The organism is Enterobacter cloacae complex sp. HYC033_NIDB (genome assembly GCF_056673335.1).
In genome coordinates this window covers 1,329,050-1,353,834 of sequence record NZ_CP115123.1, presented here as the reverse complement: position 1 = coordinate 1,353,834, position 24,785 = coordinate 1,329,050, and the positions used below count along the sequence as shown (strand labels likewise).

The 24,785-nt window shown below is 58.2% G+C and carries 21 protein-coding genes and 1 pseudogene; 14 read left to right on the top strand and 8 right to left on the bottom strand.

What is annotated here, in order from left to right; genetic code table 11:
- Window positions 1-7 precede the first annotated feature (7 nt).
- The 4 genes from argL (at window position 8) to xynR (ending at window position 2,907) form a co-directional block, all read left to right on the top strand.
- The gene (gene argL / locus O1721_RS06410; RefSeq protein ID WP_213083700.1) at window positions 8-103 is read left to right on the top strand and encodes a putative translational regulatory protein ArgL; all 96 of its coding nucleotides are present in this window, start codon (window positions 8-10) and stop codon (window positions 101-103) included.
- The gene (argF, locus tag O1721_RS06405; RefSeq protein ID WP_017383895.1) at window positions 73-1,077 is read left to right on the top strand and encodes an ornithine carbamoyltransferase; all 1,005 of its coding nucleotides are present in this window, start codon (window positions 73-75) and stop codon (window positions 1,075-1,077) included. Before argL ends, argF (O1721_RS06405) begins: the two co-directional genes overlap by 31 nt.
- Window positions 1,078-1,530: 453 nt before the next feature.
- Window positions 1,531-1,965: a DUF3828 domain-containing protein gene (locus O1721_RS06400; RefSeq protein WP_032647063.1), complete on the top strand. Its 435-nt coding sequence runs from the start codon at window positions 1,531-1,533 to the stop codon at window positions 1,963-1,965.
- Window positions 1,966-2,148: 183 nt separating this feature from the next.
- Window positions 2,149-2,907: a DNA-binding transcriptional repressor XynR gene (gene xynR / locus O1721_RS06395; RefSeq protein ID WP_023295830.1), complete on the top strand. Its 759-nt coding sequence runs from the start codon at window positions 2,149-2,151 to the stop codon at window positions 2,905-2,907.
- 4 nt (window positions 2,908-2,911) lie between these two features.
- Here the strand turns inward: xynR and O1721_RS06390 are convergent, their stop codons facing one another.
- The 5 genes from O1721_RS06390 to O1721_RS06370 all read right to left on the bottom strand — a co-directional run bounded on the left by O1721_RS06390 (window position 2,912) and on the right by O1721_RS06370 (window position 9,722).
- Window positions 2,912-4,522 carry a glycoside hydrolase family 43 protein gene (locus tag O1721_RS06390; RefSeq protein WP_032647060.1) on the bottom strand — a complete coding sequence of 537 codons (1,611 nt, stop codon included), beginning with the start codon at window positions 4,520-4,522 and terminating at the stop codon, window positions 2,912-2,914.
- 11 nt (window positions 4,523-4,533) lie between these two features.
- A complete protein-coding gene (locus O1721_RS06385; RefSeq protein ID WP_032668658.1) occupies window positions 4,534-5,916 on the bottom strand; it encodes an MFS transporter in 1,383 nt (460 codons plus the stop codon).
- A 226-nt stretch (window positions 5,917-6,142) separates the two neighbouring features.
- The gene (gene yagF / locus O1721_RS06380; RefSeq protein ID WP_032103158.1) at window positions 6,143-8,110 is read right to left on the bottom strand and encodes a xylonate dehydratase YagF; all 1,968 of its coding nucleotides are present in this window, start codon (window positions 8,108-8,110) and stop codon (window positions 6,143-6,145) included.
- Window positions 8,111-8,124: 14 nt separating this feature from the next.
- Window positions 8,125-9,033: a 2-keto-3-deoxygluconate aldolase gene (yagE, locus tag O1721_RS06375; protein ID WP_032647056.1), complete on the bottom strand. Its 909-nt coding sequence runs from the start codon at window positions 9,031-9,033 to the stop codon at window positions 8,125-8,127.
- A gap of 236 nt (window positions 9,034-9,269) precedes the next feature.
- On the bottom strand, window positions 9,270-9,722 hold the full coding sequence (locus O1721_RS06370) for a YhcH/YjgK/YiaL family protein (RefSeq protein WP_032647053.1): 453 nt from the start codon (window positions 9,720-9,722) through the stop codon (window positions 9,270-9,272).
- Window positions 9,723-10,397: 675 nt separating this feature from the next.
- Here O1721_RS06370 and arcA point away from each other — a divergent pair.
- The 5 genes from arcA (at window position 10,398) to O1721_RS06345 (ending at window position 15,674) form a co-directional block, all read left to right on the top strand.
- Window positions 10,398-11,618 carry an arginine deiminase gene (gene arcA / locus O1721_RS06365; protein WP_017383903.1) on the top strand — a complete coding sequence of 407 codons (1,221 nt, stop codon included), beginning with the start codon at window positions 10,398-10,400 and terminating at the stop codon, window positions 11,616-11,618.
- Window positions 11,619-11,628: 10 nt separating this feature from the next.
- On the top strand, window positions 11,629-12,540 hold the full coding sequence (arcC, locus tag O1721_RS06360) for a carbamate kinase (RefSeq protein ID WP_017383904.1): 912 nt from the start codon (window positions 11,629-11,631) through the stop codon (window positions 12,538-12,540).
- A 119-nt stretch (window positions 12,541-12,659) separates the two neighbouring features.
- Window positions 12,660-13,664, top strand: coding sequence for an ornithine carbamoyltransferase (gene argF, locus O1721_RS06355; RefSeq protein ID WP_032647051.1), 1,005 nt, complete (start codon window positions 12,660-12,662; stop codon window positions 13,662-13,664).
- Window positions 13,665-13,710: 46 nt separating this feature from the next.
- A complete protein-coding gene (locus tag O1721_RS06350; protein WP_022646882.1) occupies window positions 13,711-15,114 on the top strand; it encodes a YfcC family protein in 1,404 nt (467 codons plus the stop codon).
- Window positions 15,115-15,194: 80 nt separating this feature from the next.
- Window positions 15,195-15,674, top strand: coding sequence for an arginine repressor (locus tag O1721_RS06345; protein WP_003863366.1), 480 nt, complete (start codon window positions 15,195-15,197; stop codon window positions 15,672-15,674).
- 3 nt (window positions 15,675-15,677) lie between these two features.
- Here the strand turns inward: O1721_RS06345 and O1721_RS06340 are convergent.
- Window positions 15,678-15,795, bottom strand: a pseudogene (locus O1721_RS06340) (hypothetical protein).
- On the opposite strand from O1721_RS06340, the gene O1721_RS06335 reads away from it, so the two are divergent.
- From O1721_RS06335 to gbpA, 5 genes are all read left to right on the top strand, one after another.
- The gene (locus O1721_RS06335) at window positions 15,775-15,879 is read left to right on the top strand and encodes a pyrBI operon leader peptide (protein ID WP_071524139.1); all 105 of its coding nucleotides are present in this window, start codon (window positions 15,775-15,777) and stop codon (window positions 15,877-15,879) included. The pseudogene O1721_RS06340 and the gene O1721_RS06335 overlap by 21 nt on opposite strands.
- Window positions 15,880-15,913: 34 nt before the next feature.
- Window positions 15,914-16,846 (top strand): aspartate carbamoyltransferase, encoded by a 933-nt coding sequence (gene pyrB / locus O1721_RS06330; protein ID WP_003863368.1) that lies wholly within the window; start codon window positions 15,914-15,916, stop codon window positions 16,844-16,846.
- 12 nt (window positions 16,847-16,858) lie between these two features.
- Window positions 16,859-17,320: an aspartate carbamoyltransferase regulatory subunit gene (pyrI, locus tag O1721_RS06325; RefSeq protein ID WP_003863370.1), complete on the top strand. Its 462-nt coding sequence runs from the start codon at window positions 16,859-16,861 to the stop codon at window positions 17,318-17,320.
- A 73-nt stretch (window positions 17,321-17,393) separates the two neighbouring features.
- A complete protein-coding gene (ridA, locus tag O1721_RS06320; RefSeq protein ID WP_003863373.1) occupies window positions 17,394-17,780 on the top strand; it encodes a 2-iminobutanoate/2-iminopropanoate deaminase in 387 nt (128 codons plus the stop codon).
- Between the two features lie 139 nt (window positions 17,781-17,919).
- A complete protein-coding gene (gene gbpA / locus O1721_RS06315; RefSeq protein WP_032647046.1) occupies window positions 17,920-19,368 on the top strand; it encodes an N-acetylglucosamine-binding protein GbpA in 1,449 nt (482 codons plus the stop codon).
- Between the two features lie 100 nt (window positions 19,369-19,468).
- On the opposite strand, the gene O1721_RS06310 is transcribed toward gbpA, so the two are convergent.
- Window positions 19,469-21,853 carry a beta-N-acetylhexosaminidase gene (locus tag O1721_RS06310; protein ID WP_032647043.1) on the bottom strand — a complete coding sequence of 795 codons (2,385 nt, stop codon included), beginning with the start codon at window positions 21,851-21,853 and terminating at the stop codon, window positions 19,469-19,471.
- A 202-nt stretch (window positions 21,854-22,055) separates the two neighbouring features.
- Window positions 22,056-24,764, bottom strand: coding sequence for a magnesium-translocating P-type ATPase (mgtA, locus tag O1721_RS06305; RefSeq protein ID WP_032647041.1), 2,709 nt, complete (start codon window positions 24,762-24,764; stop codon window positions 22,056-22,058).
- Between the last annotated feature and the right edge of the window lie 21 nt (window positions 24,765-24,785).

The following is a 24,785-nucleotide window of genomic DNA, read 5'->3' as shown; positions in this document are numbered from 1 at the left end:
GTTGCAAATGAATAATTACACATATAAAGTGAATTTTAATTCAATAAGTGGCGTTCGCCATGCGAGGATAAAATGTCTGATCTGTACAAGAAACACTTTCTGAAATTGCTCGACTTTACCCCTGCACAGTTCACTTCTCTGCTGACCCTTGCCGCACAGCTCAAAGCCGATAAAAAAAATGGCAAGGAAGTACAAAAGCTTACTGGCAAAAACATCGCGCTCATCTTCGAAAAAGACTCGACCCGTACACGTTGCTCTTTCGAAGTTGCCGCATTTGACCAGGGCGCGCGCGTTACCTATTTAGGGCCGAGCGGCAGCCAGATTGGGCATAAAGAGTCAATTAAGGATACCGCACGGGTGCTCGGGCGGATGTACGACGGCATTCAGTATCGCGGGCACGGCCAGGAAGTCGTCGAAACGCTGGCGCAGTATGCGGGCGTGCCAGTATGGAACGGGCTGACTAACGAGTTCCACCCGACGCAGCTGCTGGCGGACCTGCTGACCATGCAGGAGCACCTGCCGGGCAAGGCGTTTAACAAGATGACGCTGGTCTACGCGGGCGACGCACGCAACAACATGGGCAACTCGATGCTGGAAGCGGCGGCGCTGACCGGGCTGGATCTGCGCCTGGTGGCCCCGAAAGCCTGCTGGCCGGAAGAGAGCCTGGTGGCGGAGTGCAGCGCGCTAGCGGAAAAGCACGGCGGGAAAATCACCCTGACGGAAGACGTGGCGGCGGGCGTGAAGGGCGCGGACTTTATCTATACCGACGTGTGGGTGTCGATGGGCGAAGCCAAAGAGAAGTGGGCGGAGCGGATTGCGCTGCTGCGCGGGTATCAGGTGAACGCGCAGATGATGGCGCTCACCGGCAACCCGAACGTGAAGTTCCTGCACTGTCTGCCGGCGTTCCATGACGACCAGACCACGCTCGGCAAGCAAATGGCGAAAGAGTTCGATCTGCACGGCGGGATGGAAGTGACGGACGAGGTGTTTGAGTCGCCGGCGAGCATCGTGTTCGACCAGGCGGAAAACCGGATGCATACGATTAAGGCGGTGATGGTGGCGACGCTTGGGGAGTGATTGGGTCCTCTGAGCGCTGGTGCCCTCACCCCGGCCCTCTCCCACAGGGAGAGGGAGAAAAACCTAAAAACGACAACAGCGTTATCGTCAGGCAGAAAAATTCATTTTACTGACGCTTTCTCAGATACGCATTAACCATAATAGGTATTTATTTTTTTATTAACCATTATTTACTGAGTAGATAATGGTTAATATCAGGTCATTATCAATTACAAAACACCGTATATTATCGGCGTAATATTTCCTTATTGCTGCATTTCATTAATAAGGATTTTTTATGTCATGGAATAAACATGAAGCTGTGTCATACGCCCGTAGCCACGCACTAACCCATACTGGACACTATTGCGCTCGAGCAATCGCCGCCGCCATTCGAGCCGGAGGGCTTAAAATCGAAGGGGCCAACCTATCGCCAACTCCAGCCAGCAATAACCTTATACAGGCATTATTAATATGAATAAGCTCATCTTAATTGCGTTATTCAGCACAGCCGCATTGGGGGCCGAAGATTTTCAGATACCGATGCAGCGCGCCCTTGAATTCAATCGCTGGTACGTCAAACAAGTGAACAACGATCGTTATCCCATCCAACAGGGAAATGAAATCGATAAGTTCGTTACGGCCAGCACCATGAAAAAATTACGTCATGCAGACGATCCCCGTTATGCCGACGCTGAATTTTACGAGGCGGATTTTTTTATGAAATCGCAGTATATCGGCGAGGACTGGGCTGAGAATGTGGCTATTGATTCGTATGATTCAGACCCGGTCTGTGTAAACGTGAATATCACGTTTGGCAAAAAGACCCAGCACACCGTCATTGATTGCATGGTGAAAGAAGATGGGATCTGGAAAATCCAGTCTGTCGCCGCTCGGGATAATAATTGATGTCCCCCGCTAACAATAATGTAGCCGCCTTTGTTGCCGGGTGGCGCTGCGCTTACCCGGCCTACAAGTCCCGTAGGCCCGTGCAAGCGAAGCGCCGCCGGGCAAACCGGCTCCATTTCATTGATTTTTCACCCCGAAAAAGGTACGTTTTCGCCTTAATTCCAGCGTGGACATACCAGCATTATGCCGATTATTCAGTCTGTTGAACGTGCGTTGCAGATCCTCGACCTGTTCAACGAGCAGGCCACCGAGCTTAAGATCACCGACATCAGCAAACTGATGGGGCTGAGCAAGAGTACCCTCCACTCGCTGCTGAAAACCCTCCAGCTTCACGGCTATATCGATCAGAACCCGGAGAATGGTAAGTATCGCCTCGGCATGAAGCTGGTCGAGCGCGGCCATTTCGTCGTGGGCTCGATGGATATTCGGCAGAAGGCGAAAGGCTGGCTGACGGAGCTGTCCCGGCGAACCGGGCAGACCACCCATCTGGGGATCCTGGACGGGCGTGAAGGGGTCTATATCGAGAAGATTGAAGGCAAGCTGGCCGCCATCGCCTATTCGCGCATCGGCCGCCGCCTGCCGGTTCACGCCACCGCCATCGGCAAGGTGTTGATTGCCTGGCTGGGCGAGCCCGAGCTGAACGCCCTGCTGGAGGGCTATCAGTACACTACCTTTACGCCTTCCACCCTCGCCTCTCGTGAAGCACTAATGAGTGCCCTGGCGCAGACCCGCGAGCAGGGCTATGCCCTGGATAGCGAAGAGAACGAGCAGGGCGTGCGCTGCGTGGCGGTGCCGGTGTGGAATCACGAATCCCGCGTGATTGCCGCCCTGAGCCTGTCGACCTTGACCTCGCGCGTGGACGACGCCGAGCTGGCTGATTTCCGCGAGCAGCTTCAGCAGGCCGGGCTCCAGCTCTCACGCGCGCTGGGCTACCCGGCCTGAGCCGTCAGACCGGCTCGTAGGTGAAGTAGTCGAAGTCAGCGTGGCAGCCGTCGCCGCTGATGTCCTCGCAGTGCAGTCCCACAAACGCGCCGGTGAAGAAGCCGCGCCCGCCGATATAGTCGTCCGACAGCTTCCACGCCTCATACGTCACCGGCACGGTGTGCCACGTCTCGCCGTCGAACGAGTAGCTGTAGCGGTAGACCAGCGCATCCACATCCACCCTTAGCCAGACGCTCTCCGCACTCTCCGGCACGGGAATGGGCTGCTCGTGCAGCGGCCACGACGGCACGTTGTGGTCGAGCTGAATAACCTTAATCGTTCTCCCCTGCCCCTCCTCGTAATCCACAAAGCAGTAGCTCCAGTTTTTGCTGTTGTAGTAGCAGGTCAGCCCCGCGCTCTGCTGGAAGTGAACCGGCGAGAACTGCATCCGCGTCTCCGCCCGGAAGGTGAAGTGCTGCCAGCGGCGCGCCACGGTCGACTGGGTAAAGGTCGAGTTGAGCGAGTCGTTGCCGTACAACCGTAAATAGCCGGGGCGCGCGGTGAGCGAGCCGAGGGTGTCGTCGAACGGAATGCGCAGAGTCTGCAATTCAGGGTCAAGCGTGCTGCCGTCGAAATCATCCCGCCAGCTACCCTGAACGGCGGCGGGCTGCTCCGCCACCTGCGGGCCTTTCACGGTCAGCTGCGCGTGCTTACCGCCCTCCACGTACGGCCAGCCATCGCGCCATTCAATGCGGGCGATGCCGGTCTCGCGCCCCAGCGGACAGTAACCGCGTCCGCCTGAGGCCAGCAGCGGCACGCCGGGCAGGCGCAGCGGGCGGCTGGTAAGGTAGGCCATATACCACTCCCCGGTGTGGGTTTGCAGCAGCGAGCCGTGGCCGCTCTTTTGCAGCGGGTTCTCCGGCAGGTGCCAGCTGGTCATCATCGTCACGTCCGGGTGAAGCTCGTACGGCCCGTCGATGGTTTTTGCACGCAGCACCACGACGGCGTGCTCGTAGCTGGTGCCGCCTTCGGCAACCATCAGGTAGTACCATCCCGCGTGCCGATAAAGATGCGCCCCTTCGGTGTAGCAGAGCGGCGTGCCGGTAAACAGCGTTTTGCGCTCGGGCGAGAGGGTGCCGGTCTGCGGGTCAAACTCCTGCATCACGATGGTGTTGTGCGGGTTGCTGTGATGGCGCGGCCCCCACGGGCGGTAGAGGTAGTATTTGCGGCCATCGTCGTCGTGGAACAGGGACGGATCGAACCCGCCGTTGCCCATCGGGATCGGCTCGCTCCATGGCCCCTCAATGGACGGCGCGGTGACAAGGAAGTTGCGGCCATTTTTCCACGGCGAATCGACAATCTTCACGTCGGTATAGAGCAGCCAGAATTTGCCGTCAGCGTAGCTCAGGCACGGCGCCCAGATACCACCGGAGTCCGGGTTGCCCTTCATGTCCAGCATCGACACGCGGTCCAGCGGCGTGCTAACCAGCGTCCAGTTTTTCAGGTCGCGGGAGTGATAGATGCGCACGCCCGGGAACCACTCGAAGGTCGAGGTGGCGATGTAGTAGTCCTCGCCCTGGCGGCACAGGGACGGGTCCGGGTTGAAGCCGGTGAGTATTGGGTTAGTGATTTCCATGTTGCCTCCGGTTAATGGGATGCGGCTGTCGCGGCGTCGGGAACGGCCTCGCCCTGCGCCGCGCGGTGCTTGATCAACTGCTGGCTGATGGCCTCCACGCGGGCGTCGGTGAGCTTGTAGAACGACAGCATGATGAACATGCCCGCGTAGAGCACCACCGGCACCACGCAGAACAGAATTTTGATGGTGGTCAGCACCTCGACCGGCTGCACGCTGCTGCTGGCGGAGTAGTTCACCCAGGCCAGGATCCAGCCCACCACCGCCCCGCCAATCGCCAGGCCAATCTTCAGGCTGAACAGGTAGGTGGAGAACACCAGCCCGTCGAGGCGACGTCCGCTGCGGCTCTCCTCGTAATCCACCACGTCAGAGGCCATCAGCCATTGCAGCGGCGTGGTGGTGTTAAAGACGAACAGGAACAGGATGTTGAGGGCGAAAATCAGGGCAATATGCTCCGCCGGCGTGAAGAAGATCAGCAGGCTAATCAGAGAGTAAGCGACAATGATCCACTTAAAGGCGGTAACGCGGTCGAAGCGGCCCAGCAGACGAGACGAGCAGAGCGAGCCGAACATGGTGGCGAGGCTGCCGTAAAGTAAAAACTGGGTCGCCATCTCCGGGTGATCCATCACGTATTTCACGAAGTAGAGCGTCGCCCCGCCGCGCACCACGTTAGAGCAGGTCGCCATCATCTTGAAGGCGCACATGATCCGCCACTGGCCGTTGCCCAGCAGCAGCTTAAGATCTTTCGCCACCGACGAACCCGGCTGCACCTCAAAGGTGTAGCGCTCTTTGGTGGTGAAGAAGCAGACATAAAGCAGGACTACGCCGCTCAGCCCCAGCACGCACATGGCGCCGAAATAGCCCACCTGCTCGTTCCCTTTGCCGATGATGCTGACCAGCGGCAACGCGATGCCGCTGATGGCGAGCGACCCCGCGGCGGCGAGGAAGAAACGCCAGGACTGAAGGGCATGACGCTCTTTCGGGTCGGCGGTGATCACCCCCGGCATGGCACAGTACGGGACGTTAACGAAGGTGTAGACCAGAGTCAGCAGAATGTAGGTCACGCAGGCGTAGATGATTTTGCCCTGCGCGGAGAAGTCCGGCGTGTAGAAGGTCAGCATGCAGACGATGCCAAACGGGATGGCGCCCCACAGCAGGAACGGGCGGAACTGGCCGTAGCGGGTGCGGGTGCGGTCTACCAGCAGTCCCATCAGCGGATCGGTCACGGCGTCGAGCACGCGGGAAACTAAAAACAGCGTCCCCATTATGCCCGCGGAGAGACCGAACACGTCGGTGTAGAAATAGGCCAGCAGGAACATCGTGGCCTGCCAGACGAAGCCGCAGGCGGTATCACCCAGCCCGTAGCCAATTTTGTCTTTCATGGTTAATTGCGTCATCAGAATTACACCCTTATGTAGTGTGCTGAATTACAACATCGTGTTAATGGAGTGTAATGAGATGCTCAATTAACCAGCAATGGTCATATCTTATTTCTGAATTACGTTATTTCGCTTTTGTGACGCCAACGATATATCACAAGTCATTGTTTAAATTAGAAAATTAAAGACAAGCAAAAACCGTCCGCGGAATATTTTCCGCAGACGACTTTCTCTCAAAAAATAATTAAAGGCCGAGTGCTTTTTTACCGGCGTTAATTACCTCAATGATTTTATCGGTGTCATAAATACAGCCTTTCCAGGCGCCGCCGCTCACGGACTGTAATGCCGCCCACAGCCGGGTATCGTCCGGCAAAAAGTCGTGAGCGTGCAGGTCCGGGTGCGTCTGCCGCCGCGCCAGCTCGCGCGCCCCCTCTTCCGGCGTCAGCGGGTTGTCCGCGGTACCGATGAAGTTCACGCTACCGGTCAGAGTCAGGCGGTCCACGGCAATCTCAATGATGTCGTTATCGCGCAGCTTACCAATCGGCCCTCCCGCCAGCGCCTCCGGCGATACGTGGCCGAAGCAGGCCCCCGTCGACACGCCCGAGAAGCGCGCATCGGTGATGAGCGACACCGTTTTGCCCCACGAGATATGCTTCAGCGCGGAGGTAAGCTGGTAGGTCTCTTCCATGCCGGTGCCGGACGGGCCACCGCCGATCACCACCATGATATCGCCCTGCGCAATCTCTTCTCGCTTGATGGCCTTAATCGCCTGCGCCTCCGAGACAAACACCCGTACCCGGCCAGTGTGGCGGTAAACGCCATCTTCACCCACCACCGACGGGTCGATCGCCGTGGCCTTGATCACCGATCCTTCCGGCGCGATGTTGCCCGTCGGGAAGCAGACCGTCGAGGTCAGCCCTTTCGCTTTTGCCTTCTCCGGCGGCAGGATCACGTCATCCGGCTCCACGCCGTCCTGCTCGCGCAGGCACTGGCGGAAGCGCTTACGGCGCTCGGACGTCTGCCACCAGTCGAGGTTCTCGCCCACCGTCTGGCCGGTGACGGTCATGGCGTCCAGATGCAGCAGGCCGAGATCGCGCAGGTGGAGCATCACCTCCGGCACGCCGCCCGCGAGGAAGGCGCGCACGGTCGGGTGATAGTCCGGGCCGTTGGGCAGCACGCTTACCAGGCGAGGCACCCTGCGGTTGACGCGCGTCCAGTGTTCAACGTCCGGGATCGTGCAGCCCGCCGCGTGGGCGATGGCTGGAATGTGCAGCAGTAAATTAGTGGAGCCGCCGAACGCCGCGTGGATCACCATCGCGTTTTCGATGGCTTTGTCGGTGAGGATATCGCGCGTGGTGATGCCACGGTTATCCAGTTCACTGACCGCGCGTGCCGACTGGCGGGCGATCTCCAGCCACACCGCCTGCCCGGACGGCGCCAGTGCAGAGTGCGGCAGCGCCAGACCCAGCGCCTCCGCCACTACCTGCGAGGTGCCCGCCGTACCGAGGAACTGACACCCGCCGCCCGGCGACGCGCAGGCGCGACAGCCCAGCTCGGCGGCCTCCTGCAAGGAGAGCTCATGGTTGGCGAAGCGCGCGCCGATGGTCTGCACTTTGCCCGCATCTTCCCCCACGGTGGGCGGCAGCGTCGCCCCGCCCGGCACCAGAATGGTCGGCAGATCGTGCATGGAAGCCAGCGCAATCATGGTGGCGGGCAGCCCTTTATCGCAGGTTGCCACGCCGATCACCGCCCGGCGCGTCGGCAGGGAGCGGATCAGGCGGCGAAACACGATCGCCGCGTCGTTGCGGTACGGCAGGGAATCGAACATGCCGTGCGTGCCCTGCGAGCGACCGTCGCACGGATCGCTGACGAAGGCGGCGAACGGGATCCCGCCGTTGCGGGTGATCTCCTTCGCCGCCGCCTGCATCTGCATGCCGATCTCCCAGTGCCCGGTGTGGTAGCCCAGCGCGACCGGGCGTCCGTCTCCGGCGCGGATGCCGCCCTGGGTGCCGATGATCAGCACCTCTTTGCCGGTGAGCTTGTTGGCATCCCAGCCCATCCCGGCGTTCTGCGTCATACCGAACAGGTTGCCGCTGGGGGATTCCATCAGCATCTGCGGGGTCAGCGGCAGCGTGCCCTGCGGCCCCGCCGCGTGGGTGATCACCGCATAAAACGCATCGTCCTGTGGGGTGAAAATTTTCTCAATGGTCATCGTTATCGTCCGGCTCAGCAGAGTTTGAGCTGTTGTAACAGGGTTTTCAGCTGCGCCTTGCGCGGCTCGTCCAGCGGCGAGGCTGGCGGCAGGACGTGCGTAGAAATCGGACGACCGCAGAGCACGATCGCCTCTTTAATGACGTTCACAAACGGCGTATCCAGCTGATACATCTGCGGGATTTGCAGCAGGGTCTGATGATACTCAGCCGCTTTCGCCACGTCGTTATCCCGCCAGGCTTTCAGAAGATTTACCGACACCTGTGGGGCAAAGTTGCCGCTGGCCGAGATCGCCCCGTCGCCGCCGAGCAGCAGGGTATTAAACAGATGATCGTCGTAGCCGCACAGCACCGTGAAATGAGGATGGGCGCCTTTAACGGTGTGGATCATGCTGCGCAGGTGAGCGACGGAGTCGATGGTGTCTTTAATGCCGACGATGTTACTGCGCGAGTCGGCGAGGGTTTTCACCAGCGCCGGGGTCAGATCCTGCCCGGTCAGCGCCGGGAAGTTATAGAGCATCACCGGCAGCGTGACGCTGTCGGCCACCTGCTCGAAATAGCGGATCAGGTTCGCTTCCGATACTTTCCAGTAGTAGGGGTTGATCACCACGATGCCGTCCGCGCCCGCCTGCTGCGCGTGCTGGCTCAGCTCAATGGTTTCCCGGGCGTTGGTGCCGCCGGTGCCGATCAGAACCGGCACGCGACGATCGACATGATCGATCGCAAACCGGGCAATGGTTTTACGCTCTTCGGCGCTGAGCTGGGAGAACTCGCCGCCGCTGCCCAGGAAAAACAGGCCGTCGACGCCTGCTTTAATCAGATCGTCGATCAGCGCGGCGGTACCCGGTTTATCGAGCTGGCCATCGGCGGTAAAAATGGTGGAGACAGGGGGAATGATACCCGTGAACAACGCGGACTGCGGCATGAGATCTCCTTGTTGAAACATTTTGTTCTACATTATAGAACGGCGTTCATTAATTTAACGATCATACTATGACGCAGAAAAAGCGCAGGTAAATGGGAAGGGGTGAGGGAGTGCGGGAAGTTTAAGCTGGATCACATTATGCGTGGGTGCGGTCTGGTGCCCTCACCCTAACCCTCTCCCAAGGGGAGAGGGAACTTTTACACCCTCTCCCCTTGGGAGAGGGCCGGGGTGAGGGGTTACTCTACCAGCATCTTCACCACAACCTTACGCACCTGCGCCGGTGCTCCCACCGCGCACAGCGGCTTATGCACTTCGCCCGGCCAGAACACCACAAAATCCCCTTCGCTCAGCACCACGGTTTTCTCCTGCTCGCCTTCCGGCAGGAACGCGATGTCTTTGTCCGCCAGCCAGTCGGTGTCCGGGGTGCCGTGAGGCAGGGTGCTGAAGGTCATCCCTTCCTGACCCTTCAGCACAATCTGAATATCCAGATAGCGTGCATGGTATTCAGCGCGCCGCTCGGCGAACGGCTGGGTCATGTCCTCCGAAACCAGATAAAACAGGCTGTTGCCATTGATGTCGTGCTTACCGGTCGGCGTTGCGTCGGTGACGTGGGCCTTAACGTGCTCAATGGCCTGGCGCAGCTCTTCTGGCAACCAGGACTGGAGATGATGAATATTGCCAATAATCATGATACAACCCTCAGATTAAAACATTGTTTCATTTTTATGTTTTATACGAGAATTGCCTCTTCCATACCAGCCCTTTTTTGACAAGATTTGCGTCAGCGCATGTTTATCGGGAAATGTGTTAATCCACTGTTAATTGCACACAGGCATTTATGCAGTGGTTATGCATAACCTCATTTCATGCACTTTGCACACAGGATCTAACTCACTGAATTTAAAACATAACTCACAAAACCTGTTGGTGTATCACACTTTATCACTTTGGTTATTTCCTTTAAAAATCCATAATTATTTATTGATTTCTCTTAAGTGAAAAATAGTTAACTGTCATTATTGCATAGCTATTCCCGTGACAACATTTTATCCATTAAAATCAACAACATAACCAAATATTTCAAAGCGTGTGATTCTACAAAATAATAACAACTTCAAATATTGCCACCCGTTCCTGCTTAGCTATTCATCCCTTAATAATATGAAATTAATCATTATCTGATACGAATCATGCAATTGAAAATAAACTGTTCAATATCGGTTTTCGCGTGAGCAATGTCACAATAACCATTATTTAAGCGCCTACTATAAATCACGAAATCAATTGAGCTTAGCCGCCATGAAATTAAACACATCACATGGCGCATGCCCTTTTTATTCTGAAAAAAAGTTAAAGGAATAATTATGGAAAAGCATTACGTCGGTTCTGAAATTGGTCAATTGCGTAGCGTTATGCTGCACCGTCCTAATTTAAGTCTGAAACGGTTAACCCCCTCAAACTGTCAGGAGCTGCTATTTGATGACGTGCTCTCGGTTGAACGGGCGGGTGAAGAGCATGACATCTTCGCAAACACGCTGCGCGAGCAGGGTGTGGAAGTCCTGCTGTTGACCGACCTTCTTACGCAAACGCTTGATATTGCTGAAGCAAAAGCCTGGCTTCTTGAAACACAAATCTCCGACTATCGCCTGGGACCAACCTTTGCCGCCGACGTGCGCGGCTGGCTGGCGGATATGCCGCACCGGGAACTGGCGCGCAGATTAAGCGGCGGATTAACCTACGGTGAAATTCCGGCAGCCATTAAAAATATGGTGGTCGATACCCACACGGCGAATGATTTTATTATGAAGCCGCTGCCGAACCACTTATTTACCCGCGATACCTCCTGCTGGATTTATAACGGCGTCTCCATTAATCCGATGGCGAAACCCGCCCGCCAGCGTGAAACCAATAACCTGCGGGCAATATATCGCTGGCACCCCGCATTTGCCGACGGCGAGTTTATTAAGTATTTCGGCGACGAGAATATTAATTACGACCACGCCACCTTAGAAGGCGGCGACGTATTAGTGATTGGTCGCGGGGCGGTACTGATCGGCATGTCCGAGCGCACGACGCCGCAGGGCGTGGAGTTCCTCGCCAACAGCCTGTTTAAACATCGCCAGGCCGAGCGCGTGATTGCCGTTGAGCTGCCGAAACACCGCTCCTGCATGCACCTCGACACCGTGATGACCCACATCGACGTGGACACCTTCTCCGTTTACCCGGAAGTGGTGCGCAAGGACGCCCAGTGCTGGACGCTCACCCCGGACGGACGCGGCGGCCTGCTGCGCACCCAGGAAACCGACCTGCTGCACGCCATCGAGAAAGCCCTCGGCATTAACCACGTCCGCCTGATCACCACCGGCGGCGACGCCTTTGAAGCCGAACGCGAGCAGTGGAACGACGCTAACAACGTCCTGACCCTCCGCCCGGGCGTGGTGATCGGCTACGAGCGCAACGTCTGGACCAACGAGAAGTACGACAAAGCAGGCATCACCGTGCTGCCGATCCCGGGCGACGAGCTGGGACGTGGTCGCGGCGGCGCGCGCTGCATGAGCTGCCCACTGGAACGCGACGGAATTTAAAGGAGCCATCATGGAACGAAAACCCACTCTGGTTGTGGCCCTTGGCGGCAACGCGCTGCTCAAGCGCGGCGAGCCGCTGGAAGCGGAGATCCAGCGCCAGAACATCGAGCAGGCCGCCCGCACCATCGCCGGCTTAACGGAACAGTGGCGCGTGGTGCTGGTGCACGGCAACGGCCCGCAGGTCGGACTGCTGGCGCTGCAAAACAGCGCCTACGACAAAGTCACTCCCTACCCGCTGGACGTTCTTGGCGCCGAAAGCCAGGGAATGATCGGCTACATGCTCCAGCAGGCGCTGAAAAACAATCTGCCCCAGCGCGAGGTCAGCGTCCTGCTCACGCAGGTGGAAGTGGACGCCGCCGACCCGGCGTTCAGCAACCCGACCAAGTACATCGGCCCGGTCTACAGCGAAGCCCAGGCTAAAGCGCTGGCCGCAGAGAAAGGCTGGGTGTTTAAGGCCGACGGCAGCTACTTCCGCCGCGTGGTGCCGTCGCCGCAGCCGAAGCGCATCGTTGAGAGCGACGCCATCACGGCGCTGATCCAGCGCGACCACCTGGTGATCTGCAACGGCGGCGGTGGCGTGCCGGTGGTGGAAAACGCCAACGGCTATCGCGGGATTGAGGCGGTGATTGACAAAGACCTCTCCGCCGCCCTGCTGGCGCGCCAGATCGAAGCCGACGCCCTGCTGATTTTGACCGATGCCGACGCGGTGTACCTCGACTGGGGCAAGCCGACCCAGCGCCCGCTGGCGCAGGTGACGCCGGAACTGCTCAGGGGCATGCAGTTTGACGCCGGATCGATGGGGCCGAAAGTGGCCGCCTGCCGCGAGTTTGTTGAAGCCTGCAACGGCATTGCCGGGATCGGCGCGCTGAATGATGGCGCGGAGATCCTGGCGGGCGAGAAAGGCACGTTGATTCGTAACTGAGTCGTTTTCCCCTCACCCTAACCCTCTCCCAAAGGGAGAGGGAATGTACGCCCCCTCTCCCTGTGGGAGAGGGCCGGGGTGAGGGCATCAGACAGCTAAATTTTAAAAAGGATTTCCCCATGACCATCAACCTGAAAAACCGCAACTTCCTCAAACTGCTCGACTACACCCCGGCGGAGATCCAGTACCTGATCGACCTCGCCATTGAACTGAAGGCCGCTAAAAAAGCCGGACGCGAAAAACAAACGCTGGTCGGGAAAAACATCGCCCTGATCTTTGAAAAAACCTCCACCCGCACCCGCTGCGCCTTTGAAGTGGGCGCGTTCGACCAGGGCGCGCAGGTCACCTATCTCGGCCCAAGCGGCTCACAGATCGGCCATAAAGAGTCGATGAAGGACACCGCCCGCGTGCTGGGCCGCATGTATGACGGCATCGAATACCGCGGCTACGGCCAGGCCATCGTCGAGGAGCTGGGCGAGTATGCGGGCGTGCCGGTGTGGAACGGCCTGACCGACGAGTTCCACCCGACCCAAATCCTTGCCGACCTGATGACCATGCTGGAGCACGCGCCGGGCAAAACCCTGCCGGAGCTGAGCTTTGCCTACCTGGGCGATGCGCGCAACAACATGGGCAACTCCCTGATGGTCGGCGCGGCCAAAATGGGGATGGATATCCGCCTTGTGGCGCCGAAATCCTTCTGGCCGGAGGCGGGCCTGGTTGAGCAGTGCCGTGCCATCGCCAAAGAGACCGGCGCGCGCATCACCCTCACCGACGACGTGGAGGAAGGCGTGCAGGGCACCGATTTCCTCTACACCGACGTGTGGGTTTCCATGGGCGAGCCGAAGGAAGCCTGGGCCGAGCGCGTCAGCCTGATGAAGCCATATCAGATTAACGCGGACGTGATGAAGGCCACCGGTAACCCGAACGTCAAGTTCATGCACTGCCTGCCAGCGTTCCACAACGAGCACACCAAAGTGGGCCGCGAAATCGAAATGGCGTACGGCCTGAAGGGGCTGGAAGTGACGGAAGAGGTCTTCGAATCACCGAACTCCATTGTCTTCGACGAAGCAGAGAACCGCATGCACACCATTAAAGCGGTCATGGTGGCGACACTCGGCGACTAATCACCGCCCGGCGCGCCGCGGGGTGCGCCGGGTTCAGGAGAACATCATGGGCAAGTTCAAGTTTCCCTCCGCTTACACCATTCTCTTTTTTCTGATTGCCGTGGTTGCCGTGCTGACGTGGATTGTTCCGGCCGGGCAGTACCATATGGCGATGAACGAGGCGCTCGGCAAAGAAGTGCCGGTTGCTGGCACCTACGCGCACGTGGCAGCGCACCCGCAGGGGCTGGTTTCGGTGCTGATGGCGCCGATTGCCGGGCTGTACGATCCGGAGTCCGGCCAGGCCGGGGCCATCGACGTGGCGCTGTTTATTCTGATCATCGGGGGATTCCTCGGGATCGTCACTAAAACCGGGGCGATAGACGCCGGGATCGAGCGCGTCACCACCCGGCTGCGCGGACGCGAAGAGTGGATGATCCCGATCCTGATGGCGCTGTTTGCCGCAGGCGGCACGATTTACGGCATGGCAGAAGAGTCGCTGCCCTTCTATACCTTACTGGTGCCGGTGATGCTGGCGGCGCGGTTCGATCCGGTGGTTGCTGCGTCCACCGTGCTGCTCGGCGCGGGGATCGGCACCCTCGGCTCCACCATCAACCCGTTCGCCACGGTGATCGCCGCCAACGCCGCCGGGATCCCCTTCACCAACGGCATCATGTTGCGCATCGCGCTGCTGGTGATCGGCTGGATCATCTGCGTGGCGTGGGTAATGCGCTATGCCCGCAAGGTGCGCAAGGATCCGTCGCTGTCGATCGTGGCGGATAAGCAGGAAGAGAATCTCGCCCACTTCCTCGGCAATAAGGGCGAGCAGTCGCTGGAGTTTACCCCGGTGCGCAAACTCATCCTGGTGATCTTCGCCCTCGCCTTCGCGGTGATGATCTACGGCGTGGCGGTGCTGGGCTGGTGGATGGCGGAGATCTCGGCGGTGTTCCTCGCCAGCGCGATTATCGTCGGGCTGATCGCCCGCATGAGCGAAGAGGAGCTGACCTCAACCTTTATCAACGGCGCGCGAGATTTGCTGGGCGTCGCGCTGATTATCGGCATCGCGCGCGGTATCGTAGTGATCATGGATAAGGGCATGATTACCCACACCATTTTGCACAGCGCCGAGGGAATGGTCACCGGATTGTCGACGGTGGCGTTCATCAACGTGATGTACTGGCTGGAAGTGGTGCTGTCGTTTCTTGTGCCTTCTTCGTCCGGCCTGGCCGTTCTGACGATGCCGATCATGGCGCCCCTTGCCGATTTCGCTAACGTCAACCGCGACCTGGTGGTTACGGCTTACCAGTCGGCGTCCGGCATCGTTAACCTGATCACTCCCACCTCTGCCGTCGTGATGGGCGGGCTGGCTATCGCCCGCGTGCCCTACGTGCGCTATCTGAAATGGGTCGCGCCGCTGCTGGGGATTTTAACGGTGGTGATTATGGTGGCGTTAAGCCTGGGCGCCCTGTTGTAATTTGCCGGATGGCGCTGCGCTTATCCGGCCTACGGATCGGTGCGGTGCCACCGGTTATTTCGGGAACTGATATGGGAACTATGATGGATTACGAAGAGTACTCTCCCAAAGAGCAACTACAGCTAACGGTCTGCCAGCGTCTGATCGCGGAAAAGAGCTATCTCTCCCAGGAGGAGATCCGCCGCGACTTACAGGAGCGGGGTTTTGAGACCATCAGCCAGTCCACCGTTTCACGTCTGCTCAAGTTGCTCGGTGTCATAAAAATTCGCAATGCCAAAGGGCTAAAGATTTATTCGCTGAATCCCCAACTGCGCCCGGCCCCCGACGCGGCGCGTACCGTCTCTGAAATGGTGGTGAGCGTGGAGCACAACAGCGAATTTATCCTTATCCATACCGTCGCCGGATATGGCCGAGCGGTGGCGCGTATTCTGGATTATCACCAGTTACCGGAAATTTTAGGCGTGGTGGCCGGAAGCAGTATTGTCTGGGTCGCGCCCCGCGTGGTGAAGCGCACCGCGCTGGTGCATAAGCAAATTAATTATTTACTCAGAACGCATTAATATTCATAAAGAACCGTTTGCATTGAGTAAAGCGTGCATTAAATCGCTTGATCCCAAAAGCGAGCTGCGTATAATGCCCGACAATTTGCCGGGAGGAAGCATGGTCAAGCGTGTACGACATATCGTCTTACCGCGTCTGAAATCAGACGCTGGCCTGCCGTTTTTCTTCCCGTTGCTAAACCTATTCCCAGAGCCCCTCATTTGAGGGGCTTTTTTTTGCCCGGCGTCAGGAGATAAACATGAATCCGCTTTATCAAAAACACATCATTTCCATAAACGACCTCAGCCGCGAAGAGCTGGAACTGGTTCTGGAAACCGCGGCAAAACTGAAGGCCAATCCGCAACCGGAGCTGCTGAAGCACAAGGTGATTGCGAGCTGCTTCTTCGAGGCCTCCACCCGCACCCGCCTCTCCTTTGAAACCTCCATGCACCGCCTCGGGGCGAGCGTGGTGGGCTTCTCGGACAGCAGCAACACGTCGCTGGGTAAAAAAGGCGAGACCCTGGCGGATACCATTTCGGTTATCAGTACCTACGTGGACGCGATTGTGATGCGCCACCCGCAGGAGGGCGCAGCGCGTCTGGCGACCGAGTTTTCCGGCGGCATTCCGGTGCTGAACGCCGGTGACGGTGCCAACCAGCACCCGACGCAGACCCTGCTGGATCTGTTCACCATTCAGGAGACGCAGGGCACGCTTGAGAACCTGAACATCGCCATGGTCGGCGACCTGAAATATGGCCGCACCGTCCATTCCCTGACCCAGGCGCTGGCGAAATTTAACGGCAACCGCTTCTTCTTCATCGCGCCGGACGCGCTGGCGATGCCGCAGTACATTCTCGATATGCTGGACGAAAAAGGCATCGCGTGGAGCCTGCACGCCAGCATAGAAGAAGTGATGGGCAACGTGGATATTCTCTACATGACCCGCGTGCAGAAAGAGCGTCTTGACCCATCCGAGTACGCCAACGTGAAGGCGCAGTTCGTACTGCGCGCCAGCGACCTCGAGGGCGCGCGCGACAACATGAAGGTGCTGCACCCGTTGCCGCGCATCGATGAGATCACCACAGACGTGGATAAAACGCCGCACGCCTGGTACTTCCAGCAGGCCGGAAACGGCATCTTCGCCCGCCAGGCGTTACTGGCACTGGTTCTGAATCGCGAATTAGCTCTGTAAGGGGAGACGACCATGACACACGATAACAAACTCCAGGTTGAAGCCATCAAGCGTGGCACCGTGATTGACCACATCCCTGCGCAGGTGGGCTTTAAGCTGCTGACGCTGTTCAAACTGACTGAAACCGACCAGCGCATCACCATCGGCCTGAACCTGCCGTCGGGCGAAATGGGCCGTAAAGACCTGATCAAGATCGAGAACACTTTCCTGACCGACGAGCAGGTCAACCAGCTGTCTCTGTACGCGCCGGACGCCACGGTTAACCGCATCGACGATTACGACGTGGTGGGCAAATCCCGCCCAAGCCTGCCAGATCGCATCGAAAGCGTGCTGGTCTGCCCGAACAGCAACTGCATCAGTCATGCTGAGCCGGTTTCCTCCAGTTTCGCAGTGAAAAAGCGCGCCAATGACATCGCACTCAAATGCAAATACTGCGAAAAAGAGTTTTCTCATTATGTGGTGCTGGCCAACTAATTGAGGTTGGTAATGAAATCCCGGCTGTTATAATGGCCGGGAACATTCTTAACGCTGTAATTCTGGAGAAAAAATGAGCAAAGTACTCGCGACGGAAAATGCACCAGCGGCTATCGGCCCATACGTTCAGGGCGTTGATCTGGGCAGCATGATCATCACTTCTGGTCAGATCCCGGTGAACCCAAAAACCGGTGAAGTGCCAGCCGACGTAGCGGCGCAGGCGCGTCAGTCGCTGGAAAACGTGCAGGCGATCGTCGAATCTGCCGGTCTGAAAGTGGGCGATATCGTCAAAACCACCGTGTTCGTGAAAGATCTGAACGATTTCGCCACCGTTAACGCCACTTATGAAGCGTTCTTCACCGAGCACAACGCCACCTTCCCGGCGCGCTCCTGTGTGGAAGTGGCGCGTCTGCCAAAAGACGTAAAAATTGAAATTGAAGCGATTGCCGTACGTCGCTAATTTATTTCAATAAAGAGAAGGCAGCTCAGGCTGCCTTCTCTTTATTGCGACCATTTTTACTCTCTCCAGGCAATGACGCATCCCCCACTCCATTAATAGACTGACGCTGCCTTGTTATATTCTAATTAATGGATGAAGAATGAAACTCTCTAAGATCGCGCTGGCCGTTGCCACATTAGCGGTTGCGTCTTCCGCACTTGCACACGGATATATAGAATCCCCCGCCAGCCGTGCTTATATGTGTAAGCTCGGCCAGAATATTGACTGTGGCTCTGTACAATATGAACCGCAGAGCGTAGAAAGGACCTCCGGCTTCCCGACGGGCGCAATGCCGCCTGACGGCCAGCTTGCCAGCGCCGGTATTGCCAGCTACTCCCAGCTTGATAAGCAGAGCCTGAACGCCTGGACCAAAAGCCCCATGACGGCAGGCCCGCATGAATTTGTCTGGCACCATACCGCGCCGCATAAAACCACCAACTGGCGTTATTACATTACCAAACAAAACTGGGACCCCAATAAACCGCTGACCCGTGACCAGTTCGAATTAACGCCGTTCTGTACTATTAACGGGAATGGTCAGGCACCGTCCATGACAAAATCCATGACCTGTAATGTCCCGGAACGTACGGGCTACCAGGTTATTTATGGCGTGTGGGAAATTGCGGATACCACAAACAGTTTCTATCAGGCCATTGACGTTGATTTCGGTAACGGCGGCAACGTCACGCCGGACGATACCCCAGCGGTAATATCCCAGTGGAGTAAAACCCTGAGCGGACAGATTGCCGGGAATAACCTGAACGTGGGCGATAAAGTGATTGCACGCTTCTTCGACGCCAACGGGGAAGTTGCCGCCCTGCGTACTGAAATGACCATCGGCTCTTCAGAACAAGGCGACGCTAACCAGTGGTCCTACGATCTGGCGCAGAAGATCAACACCGCTCATAGCGATGTCCGCGTCGGTGTGAAAGATGAAGCCGGTGAAATTAGTCCGGTTCACGGCGCCAACAGCGTATTCGTGAAAGACGGCAGCACGCTGAAATCCGTTGCCATCTCTTATGAAGAGCAAAAAGCGCAGGTGAGCGAGACCATCGCCGTTTCCGATCTGCAATACAGCAAAATCGAACATGGCAATGTGATTGTAACCTTCCATGTGAACACGCAGGGTGACGTTAATTTTGAAGCGCACGTGATGAACCACCACGGTGCCGAAAAAGGTTACCTGAAGCAGGATATGAATAACGTCAATCAAAACGTGACCATGACGCTGACTGACGTCACGGCGGGCCACCATATGCTGAAATACTACGCCACCAACAAAGACGGCACCCTGTTCGCGCAGGACGTGCTAAACCTGATGCTGGAAAGCGACGCGGCGGACAGCAGCGGCCCGCATGACTTTATCTTCCCGGACAGCATTGCCTCTTACAAAGCGGGCACCGTGGTGTTACAACCTAAAGACGGTAAGACCTACGAGTGTAAACCGTTCCCGTATAGCGGCTACTGCGTGCAGTACAGCCCAACCGCAAACCAGTTTGAGCCAGGCGTGGGCGCGCACTGGAGAGAGGCGTGGGTGCTGAAGAACTGAGTGGTCTGATTCCCTCACCCTAACCCTCTCCCACAGGGAGAGGGAACCGATCGAGCCCCTCGCCCCTATGGGGAGAGGGGTTGGGGTGAGGGGATATTTGTTACTGATTCCGCGTCGCCCTAAGCAGCGTCTCCAGCGGATATACCGCCGCAATCACCACCTCGTCCTGAACCTTCGCCGCGTTATCCAGTTCGCTCTGGATCGACGCGATCTCGTTGTCGTCCAGCGTGCCCTGACGCGCCACCAGATCCGTCAGCCTCAGGCCAATCGAGGCCAGTTTATCCACCTCCTGGATCACCGGCTTAATGGCCTTCAGCTGATAGCTGTTTTCACTCAAGGCCAGCGCATCGCTGGTGTTGTTCTGCCAGCGGTTAAAGACGTGGCGCAGCGCGTCGGCGCTTTCCGTGTCTTCCGCGTCGCTCACCAGACGGTCCGCCCATTTATTCATCTGACGCACGGTCGCACTTTCCGCGTTTAGCGCGTCAGCGAGCCGGTTGAGCGGCTCAAACTGATGATAGTTTCCGGCCTGGAACTTAAGATGCTGGCGGGTGTAATACTGCGCCGGTTCAAGCGCCTGGGCGAGAATTTGCAGCGGCAGGGTATCCGCATTGTTGGCGAGGCGCGTGAACTGCACCTGCTGCTGGGTATGCTGCTGTAGTCCAGCCGACACCGTGGACCAACTGTCCATCGCCTGGAGCCGGGTATACATGTTGTCGATGTCGTTGACGTCCTTTGCCGACCATAGCCGCTCCGCCACCGCAAAGGCGCGCGGCCACAGACGGATATCCAGCACCGGCGCGACCACGTTTTCCGCCCACAGCGCGGCTTCACCGCCGAGCAGATTGGCCTCGTCCGCCGGGTCCGGCACCACCGGCGGTATGCCTTTTGGCACCGCGTCCAGACGCGTGCCGTCGATCGGGTAGCGGGCGTTACCCACCAGGAAATAGCCGCTGAGCTTATCGTTCTCAACAGAAACGACCGGACGCGTTTCACCCATCCAGGTATCAACGGTAAACGTTACCTGGTTGTCGTCCCGCCACTGAATGTTATCCACCGCCCGACGCGATTTTCCAGCAAAATCAATAAATCCACGCCACCCGGCATCGCCTTTCACCAGCGTAAAGCTGCCTTCCACCGGCTTGCCTTTCAGACGCGGCATGGAGAAAGCCCAGCTCTGGACGCTGTCGGTGTCCGCTATCACATCCACGCCGTTCAGCCCCTGCGGCACAATTTCATTGCGGTAGTGGTAGGCGGTGGATTGCGGCTGATCGAGGTAGAAACCGGTTGAGAGAATGCCCTTATAGCCGTTCTGCGCCACCTGCCCCAGCGCGTCCTGTCCCTGCCAGGACTGGATCAGAATGCTTTTCGGCAGATCGGGATGGTAGATCTCATCCCAGCCAACCATCTGCCGGTGGTGCTTCTCAAGGATCGTCTCCAGCTTGCGGTTGAAATACGCCTGCAACGCGTGGCTGTCCGCCAGTTTGTTGTCGCGCATAAACGTCTGGATCGTAGCGTTCGCTTTCCACTGGCTGTCGTCAACCTCATCGCCGCCAATATGCAGATACGGATCCGGGAAGATCGCCGCCAGTTCGCTGACCATCGCGTCGGCAAAGGTATAAGTTGCCGCTTTGGTTGGATCCAGCACCGGCTTCAGCACGCCCCAGTGGCGCTCCATGGCGTACGGCCCCGGCGCGCTCATCAGCTCCGGGTAGGCGACGGCAATCGCCGAGGCGTGGCCCGGCATATCAATTTCCGGCACCACGCGTATGCCGCGCTCGGCAGCGTAACGCACAATCTCGCGCATCTGCTCCGGGGTGTAGAACAGCCCATCGCTGGCAAGCTGGGTTAATTTTGGATAACGTTTCGAGGTAAAGCGCCAGCCCTGATCGTCCGTCAAATGCCAGTGCAGGACGTTGAGTTTGGCCGCGGCCATGCCGTCGATCTGGCGTTTAATATCCGGAATCGGGAGGAAGTGGCGCGCCGAATCGAGCAGCAGCCCGCGCCACGGGAAGCGCGGCGAATCTTCAATGGTCACCCACGGGATCGAGGTGTTTTCGGCGCCGTTCTGCATCAGCTGAAGCAAGGTTTCCATGGCGCGCAGCGCGCCAAAGCGGGTGTTGGCAGAGATATTTACGCCGTTGGCGTCCACCGTGAGTTTATAGCTCTCATCGCTGTCCGGCAGCGGCTGCGGCTTCACCTTTTTGGCGATGGCGATGCGGATGGTCGGCTTGTCAGGTTTTTCGGCCTGCGGCTGTAGCGTCCAGCCGGTTTGCAGCGCAATACGCTGGCGCAGGCGGTTGACCGCATCCCCCAGATCGTCGCCGCTGACGCTCACAGAGAGTTGATTGTTAAGCACCAGCGCGCCCTGAGTGGTCGGACGTTCAACCTTCGCAGGCCAGGGCATTAAGGGAAGGTCACCTGCCGGGGCGGCAAAGGCGGAGGCGCCGAGCATGAGCCCGGCGGTTAAGAGGCTGTACCGTAACATGAATGTTCCTTATCTGACGGGCCAAATACAGGCAAAACATTCTGTTAACATGCGCTCAAATTGTCGTCAAGCGAATGCGCCGACGGAGATCACAGGTTGTTGAATTTGGGAGGAAAGCTATTGCCCGGTGGCGCTGCGCTTACCGGGCCTACGTTTCGGGAGTAGGCCGGGTAAGGCGAAGCCGCCACCCGGCAAACATAATTTACTGCCACCCATACCGACGGCTATAGAACCCTTTCACCATCTGCGTCAGCACCATGTAGCCCGCGAGGATCGCCACCAGCCACGGGAAGTAGCTCAGCGGCAGCGCCTGAAGTTGCAGGTAGCTTGCCAGCGGCGAGAACGGCAGCGCGATCCCGAGCGCCATCACAATCCCCGTCATCACAATCAGCGGCCACGCGGCACGGCTCTGGATGAACGGAATACGACGGGTGCGGATCATGTGCACAATCAGCGTCTGAGACAGCAGTCCCACCACGAACCAGCCGGACTGGAACAGCGTCTGGTGTTCTGGCGTATTCGCATGGAACACAAACCACATCAGGCAGAAGGTCAGAATGTCGAAGATAGAGCTGATCGGCCCAAAGAACAGCATAAAGCGCCCCAGATCGGTGGGGTTCCAGTGCTGCGGCTTCTGGATCTGCTCGTCGTCCACGTTATCAAACGGGATCGCCACCTGAGAGACATCGTACATCAGGTTCTGGATCAGCAGATGCAGCGGCAGCATCGGCAGGAACGGCAGAAACGCGCTCGCCACCAGCACGCTGAAGACGTTGCCGAAGTTGGAGCTGGCGGTCATTTTGATGTATTTGAGCATATTGGCGAAGGTGCGACGCCCTTCGATGACGCCCTCTTCCAGCACCATCAGGCTCTTTTCCAGCAGAATGATATCCGCCGCTTCGCGGGCAATATCCACCGCGCCGTCCACGGAGATACCGATATCCGCCGCACGCAGGGCTGGCGCATCATTGATGCCGTCGCCCATAAAGCCCACTACGTGCCCTTCGCGACGCAGCAGAGTGACGATGCGCTCTTTATGCATCGGCGTCAGGCGGGCAAACAGCGTGGTGCGTTGGGCAAGCTCGGCCAGCTCATCGTCGGACAGGTGCTCAATGTCGCTCCCCACGACGACGTCGCCCGCGTCCAGGCCGACTTCGTGGCACACTTTGGCCGCCACCAGCTCGCTGTCGCCGGTGAGGATTTTGACGGTGATACCGCTCGCTTTCAGCGCTTTTAGCGCCGGCGCGGTGGTCTCTTTCGGCGGATCGAGGAATGCGATGTAACCTTCGAGGATCAAATCGGATTCATCGATACGCTGGTAGTCACCTTCCCGCGCAGGCAGGAACTTGCTGGCTACTGCCACCACGCGCAGCCCCTGACGGTTCAGGTTATCGGTGACGCGTTTGATGCGGCGCAGCATGGTCTCATCCAGCGGCACGATCTCGCCGTTATGGCGCACCTGCGTGGAAACATTCAGGATCTCCTGCAATGCCCCTTTGCAGATCAGCTGATGTACGTCCGCCTGCTCGCTGACCACCACCGACATGCGGCGGCGCTCGAAGTCGAACGGGATTTCATCCACCTTCTGCCAGCGACCGGAGAGCGTGCGGGCAGACTCCTCGTCCACCCCTTCCAGCACCGCCACGTCGAGCAGATTTTTCAGCCCGGTCTGATAGTGGCTGTTCAGCCAGGCGCTGTGAAGCACGCGCTCGCTGGTTTTTCCGGCGATGTCGGTATGGTTCTCCAGCACGATTTTGTCCTGCGTCAGGGTGCCGGTTTTATCGGTGCAAAGGATGTCCATCGCGCCAAAGTTCTGGATGGCGTCGAGGTGTTTAACGATCACCTTTTGTTTAGAGAGTTTGACCGCCCCGCGCGCCAGCGTGGACGTGACAATCATCGGCAGCATTTCCGGCGTTAAGCCAACGGCCACGGAGAGCGCGAACAGCGCCGCTTCCCACCAGTCGCCTTTGGTGTAGCCGTTGATCAGCAGGACAATCGGCGTCATGACCATCATAAAGCGGATCAGCAGCATGCTGACGCGGCCAATGCCTTTCTGGAACGCATTCGGCTCGCTCTCCTGCTCGCTGACGCGTCCCGCAAGCTGTCCAAACCAGGTATTGCCGCCGGTGGCGGTGACAATCGCCTGCGCCGTGCCGCTGACCACCGTGGTGCCCATAAAGCACAGGGTGTCGCACTCCAGCGGATTCATCTGCTGCGAATCGCGGGTCCGCGCTACCTTCTCTACGGGAAGGGATTCACCGGTGAGTGACGCCTGCGCGACGAACAGATCCCGCGCCTGGATGATACGTAAATCCGCCGGGATCATGTCCCCCGCCGCCAGCTTCACCAGATCGCCCGGCACCAGCTGGTCAATGGGAAGCTCAATCCAGGCGTTTTCGCCGAGGTCGTTAATCACGCGCGACACGGTGGCGGTGTTGCTGACCATCGCTTTCAGGGCGTCCGCCGCTTTGGTGGAGCGCGATTCCTGAATAAAGTTCAGCAGCGTGGAGATCCCCACCATCAGGGCAATCACGCCTGCGGCAAACAGATCTTCAGTGGCGTAAGAGATGATCCCGAGCACCGTCAGCAGCAGGTTGAACGGGTTGCGGTAGCAGAGCCACAGGTGGACCCACCAGGGAGAGGGTTTCTGCGCCGGGATCTGGTTATCGCCATGTTCCGCGCGGATTTTTGACACTTCTTGCGCGTTCAGCCCTTCCGGGTGGCCGCCAAAGGCGCGCCAGACTTCGTTTTCATCCATCGCCGCCACGTTCAGGCAGCGCTCGGTCAGGGAAGCGGGGATTGCCGCTCCCGCCATGGTGTTGGCATTTGGCAGCGGATCGCGCGCAATCAGGCGATGTGGCAGGTGACGGCTCAGCAGCGCTTGCAGCTGCCGGGTGATATTCTTCAGCATAGTCATTCCCCCGCATCCGCA

Coding starts and splice junctions, on each gene's coding strand:
- argL (WP_213083700.1), top strand. CDS start 8: ATGAATAATTACACATATAAAGTGAATTTTAATTCAATAAGTGGCGTT.
- argF (WP_017383895.1), top strand. CDS start 73: ATGTCTGATCTGTACAAGAAACACTTTCTGAAATTGCTCGACTTTACC.
- O1721_RS06400 (WP_032647063.1), top strand. CDS start 1,531: ATGAATAAGCTCATCTTAATTGCGTTATTCAGCACAGCCGCATTGGGG.
- xynR (WP_023295830.1), top strand. CDS start 2,149: ATGCCGATTATTCAGTCTGTTGAACGTGCGTTGCAGATCCTCGACCTG.
- O1721_RS06390 (WP_032647060.1), bottom strand. CDS start 4,522: ATGGAAATCACTAACCCAATACTCACCGGCTTCAACCCGGACCCGTCC.
- O1721_RS06385 (WP_032668658.1), bottom strand. CDS start 5,916: ATGACGCAATTAACCATGAAAGACAAAATTGGCTACGGGCTGGGTGAT.
- yagF (WP_032103158.1), bottom strand. CDS start 8,110: ATGACCATTGAGAAAATTTTCACCCCACAGGACGATGCGTTTTATGCG.
- yagE (WP_032647056.1), bottom strand. CDS start 9,033: ATGCCGCAGTCCGCGTTGTTCACGGGTATCATTCCCCCTGTCTCCACC.
- O1721_RS06370 (WP_032647053.1), bottom strand. CDS start 9,722: ATGATTATTGGCAATATTCATCATCTCCAGTCCTGGTTGCCAGAAGAG.
- arcA (WP_017383903.1), top strand. CDS start 10,398: ATGGAAAAGCATTACGTCGGTTCTGAAATTGGTCAATTGCGTAGCGTT.
- arcC (WP_017383904.1), top strand. CDS start 11,629: ATGGAACGAAAACCCACTCTGGTTGTGGCCCTTGGCGGCAACGCGCTG.
- argF (WP_032647051.1), top strand. CDS start 12,660: ATGACCATCAACCTGAAAAACCGCAACTTCCTCAAACTGCTCGACTAC.
- O1721_RS06350 (WP_022646882.1), top strand. CDS start 13,711: ATGGGCAAGTTCAAGTTTCCCTCCGCTTACACCATTCTCTTTTTTCTG.
- O1721_RS06345 (WP_003863366.1), top strand. CDS start 15,195: ATGATGGATTACGAAGAGTACTCTCCCAAAGAGCAACTACAGCTAACG.
- O1721_RS06335 (WP_071524139.1), top strand. CDS start 15,775: ATGGTCAAGCGTGTACGACATATCGTCTTACCGCGTCTGAAATCAGAC.
- pyrB (WP_003863368.1), top strand. CDS start 15,914: ATGAATCCGCTTTATCAAAAACACATCATTTCCATAAACGACCTCAGC.
- pyrI (WP_003863370.1), top strand. CDS start 16,859: ATGACACACGATAACAAACTCCAGGTTGAAGCCATCAAGCGTGGCACC.
- ridA (WP_003863373.1), top strand. CDS start 17,394: ATGAGCAAAGTACTCGCGACGGAAAATGCACCAGCGGCTATCGGCCCA.
- gbpA (WP_032647046.1), top strand. CDS start 17,920: ATGAAACTCTCTAAGATCGCGCTGGCCGTTGCCACATTAGCGGTTGCG.
- O1721_RS06310 (WP_032647043.1), bottom strand. CDS start 21,853: ATGTTACGGTACAGCCTCTTAACCGCCGGGCTCATGCTCGGCGCCTCC.
- mgtA (WP_032647041.1), bottom strand. CDS start 24,764: ATGCTGAAGAATATCACCCGGCAGCTGCAAGCGCTGCTGAGCCGTCAC.